Genomic DNA, 3,013 nt, shown 5'->3' with positions numbered 1-3,013 from the left:
TAGTACTCGAGGCTGCTCGGGCCGAGGGGCAGGCCAGCCACCTCCCGGCCGTGCAGGGGGGCCACGGCATCCTGGGGGTCATCCGGATCGCACCCCAGGGCGAACTGGCACAGCATGCGCCGGCTGTCCTCCTGGCTGCAGCCGTCGACGGCGCAGCGCAGCACATCCAGGGCGCTCTCGTAGTTGCGCGCCTTGTAGTAGATGATCCCCAGGAAGCCGTAGATTTCCGGGTTGCCTTCGTCGATCGCTAGCGCCCGCTCGACGTTGCGGGCCGCGACGAAGAACTCGCCGTCCTGCATATAGGTTCGGCCGATGGCGATGAACGGTCCCGGGTTCTGGATCTCAACCTGGGTATTGATGCGGGCCGCCTGATCGAAGGCCTCCAGGGCGCGCTCGATGTCCCGCAGGCGGCGATAGTTGGCGCCGATCCGCAGGTACAGGAAGGTCAGATTGGGGGTGATCTCCGTTGCTCGCTGATACTCTTCAATCGCCTGGCGGTACAGTCCGTTGGCCTCCAGCACCGTCCCGTACACCCGATGGACATCCATCGAGTTGGGCGCCTGGGCTGCAGCCTGGGCGGCCAGGTCAGCCGCTTCGACGAACCGCTGCTGGTCGACGATGACTTCGGCATAGAAGGCCTGCGCCAGGCTGTGCAGCACCGGATCGTCCCCTGCCAGCTGCAGGGCCCGCACGGCCGAGGTCTCCGCCTCGGCGAGGTAGGCCTCGCGCAGCTCACCGCCCCCTTCAGCCGAGGCCGACCAATCGAAGGTCAGGGCCCGCACGGCATGGGCGAAAGGGTCCTCCGGGGCAACCTGGATCGCCTGATCGATCGTCTCCCGCGCCTGCGCCAGCAGCTCCCGCCGCTGCTGCAGCGAGGGCTGAAGCTCGCTGGCGTAGGTCTGGATGCGGGCGAGTTCAGCCTGCAGTTGGCCGTCGTCCGGGCTAAGGCGTACCGCGTTTTGCAGAGCCGTGATCGCCTCCGGCAGATTGCCCGAAGAGAAATGCGCTTCCCCCTCTTGGGCGAAGGAGACCGCCGAGCGGGTCGGCGTCGGGGCGGGAACGAACGGGGGGTCGATGCGGGAGGTTTCCACCATCCACAGCAGTACGGCCCCGGCAACGATCAGGCCGAGCAGGACCGCGATCCGGCCGTACTTGAGCCGGCGGTTCCGGCCGAACTGCAGCTGTTCGCCCTTGAGCTGCATGCCGACGCCTAGCCAGTCTCGATCGGCGGCGTGGGGGTGGGCTGGATCACGTCGCAAATCACCAGCCCCTCGGTCGCATTGGCCACGGCGATCTCGTCGGCCGGCACGCCGCGCAGCAGGGCTTCGAAGATCTGGATAGCCGGGTCGCAGTTGCCCAGCTTCGCCAGCGCCAGGCCATAGGTGTAGTAGAACTCGACCGACTTGCGGTCCCCGGGGTCGAGAGGCAGCCCTTTGACGACGGCGCCGCTCTCGGTAGTCCCTCCCTGGATGGCCAGGGAGAACGAGCGGACCGCCTTGTCGAATTCGTTGTTCTTGTAGTACATCCGCCCGAGATCCCCGTGCAAGTACGGGCTGCCGGGGTCTTTCTCGGCGGCGTTGGCCGCATACTGGCTCGCCTTGCCGTACTCACCCACCCGGGCATAGGCCAGGGCGATCAGCGTCAGCGGTTCCGAGTCGGTGGGCGACAAGGTGCTGGCCTTGAGATAGCTCTCAATGGCGGCGTTGGTGTCCTGCTGGTTGAGCTTCATGTTGCCCACCGCCAGGTGCAGCATCGCCAGGTTTGGGTTGATGCGCAAGGCGGTTTGATACGATTCCAGTGCCTGGTCGTAGTTCTGTGTCCGCTCCCAGGTGTAGCCGAGTGCTCGGTGTGCATCCAACAGGTTCGGATCCAGGGCGACGGCATGGCGGGCCGCCTGCAGCGCATCCTGGTAGTTCTCTGGGCTGATGTCCATCAGGACTTCGGCATAGTAGGCGTAGGCCGAAGCCAAGTTCGGATCGAGCTGCAGGGCCCGCTCCACCGCCGCCCGGGCGTCAACCACCCGCTCCCCACCCTGGAAATCCAGCGCCCAGCCCAACACGGCGTGGGCTGGAGCAAGGTTGGGGTTGAGCAGCAGCGCATTGCGCGCCGACGTCTCAGCCCCGACGTAGTTCCCGGCAAACACCTGCAGTCGGGCCAGGTTGGTGTAGATCAGCGGGTCCTCGGGCGAAACCGCAATGGCCTCCCGGTAGGATGCCTCGGCTTGCTCGAGCTTGCCGGACTGGAACAGGCTCTCGGCTTCAAGCACGTAGGAGGCCGGGCTGCGGGTCGGGGTCGGGGTCAGGACAAACAACGGGGGGAGGGCCGGTACGATGGTGCGCTCGACGTAGACGGCGGCAGCAATCAGGGACAGCAAGAGCAATACGCGCCAGGGATTGGCGCGCCGTCGCTTCTTGCGCGTGTTCCACTTGCTGCCGCTCAGATACATCGATTGTGTGCTTCCCGTCACGAACCGGTGCCCGCGGGCATCTTATCACCCGGAGACAAAGAGCGTCAAGCACAGGTGGTCGCGCGGTCTTCACGGCATGGCCGCAAGACCATGCCCCTCGCTCCTCGGATGCCTGCCTGCCTGCACAGGGGCGACAGGACGCACAGCGTCATTCCCGCGGAGGCGGGGATCCAGGATAGGGCTGCAGGGCGGGCCTCCAGCCCGCGCAGCCCTGGGCCCCCGCAGGCGCGGGGGCGACAGTACACACAGGGTCATGCCTGCTCAGCCCGGGATCCGGGTCACACCTGCTTCCCCGATCTCAGCCCATGGGAGGGCGGGCTGCGGAGGCGGCCGGCCACGTGAAGATGAGGGATGCGCTGCGCCCTTCGGCGCTCTCTGCCCAGATCCGGCCGACATGCGCCTCGACGATCGAGCGGGCGATGGCCAAGCCCAGACCGGAGCCACCGATTTCCCGCTGACGTGAAGGGTCGGTGCGGCAGAACCGGTCAAAGACACGGTCGAGTGCCTGCGAGTCGATCCCGCGCCCACTGTCTTGCACCTGGATCT

At 66.6% G+C, this 3,013-nt stretch carries 3 protein-coding genes; all 3 read right to left on the bottom strand.

Going from position 1 to position 3,013, the window contains the following annotated elements; all coding sequences use genetic code 11:
* The coding region (locus MUO23_08160; protein MCJ7512929.1) for a tetratricopeptide repeat protein at positions 1-1,202 on the bottom strand (1,202 nt) is incomplete at its 3' end.
* An 8-nt stretch (positions 1,203-1,210) separates the two neighbouring features.
* On the bottom strand, positions 1,211-2,446 hold the full coding sequence (locus MUO23_08155) for a tetratricopeptide repeat protein (protein MCJ7512928.1): 1,236 nt from the start codon (positions 2,444-2,446) through the stop codon (positions 1,211-1,213).
* Positions 2,447-2,765: 319 nt separating this feature from the next.
* A partial coding sequence (locus MUO23_08150) for a cell wall metabolism sensor histidine kinase WalK (protein MCJ7512927.1) occupies positions 2,766-3,013 on the bottom strand: 248 nt, incomplete at its 5' end.

Source organism: Anaerolineales bacterium (genome assembly GCA_022866145.1).
GTDB lineage: Bacteria > Chloroflexota > Anaerolineae > Anaerolineales > E44-bin32 > PFL42.
This window is presented reverse-complemented; position numbering and strand designations above follow the sequence as displayed.

Excerpts from the sequence above, each read along its gene's own strand:
- MUO23_08155 (MCJ7512928.1), bottom strand. The coding sequence starts at position 2,446 with ATGTATCTGAGCGGCAGCAAGTGGAACACGCGCAAGAAGCGACGGCGC.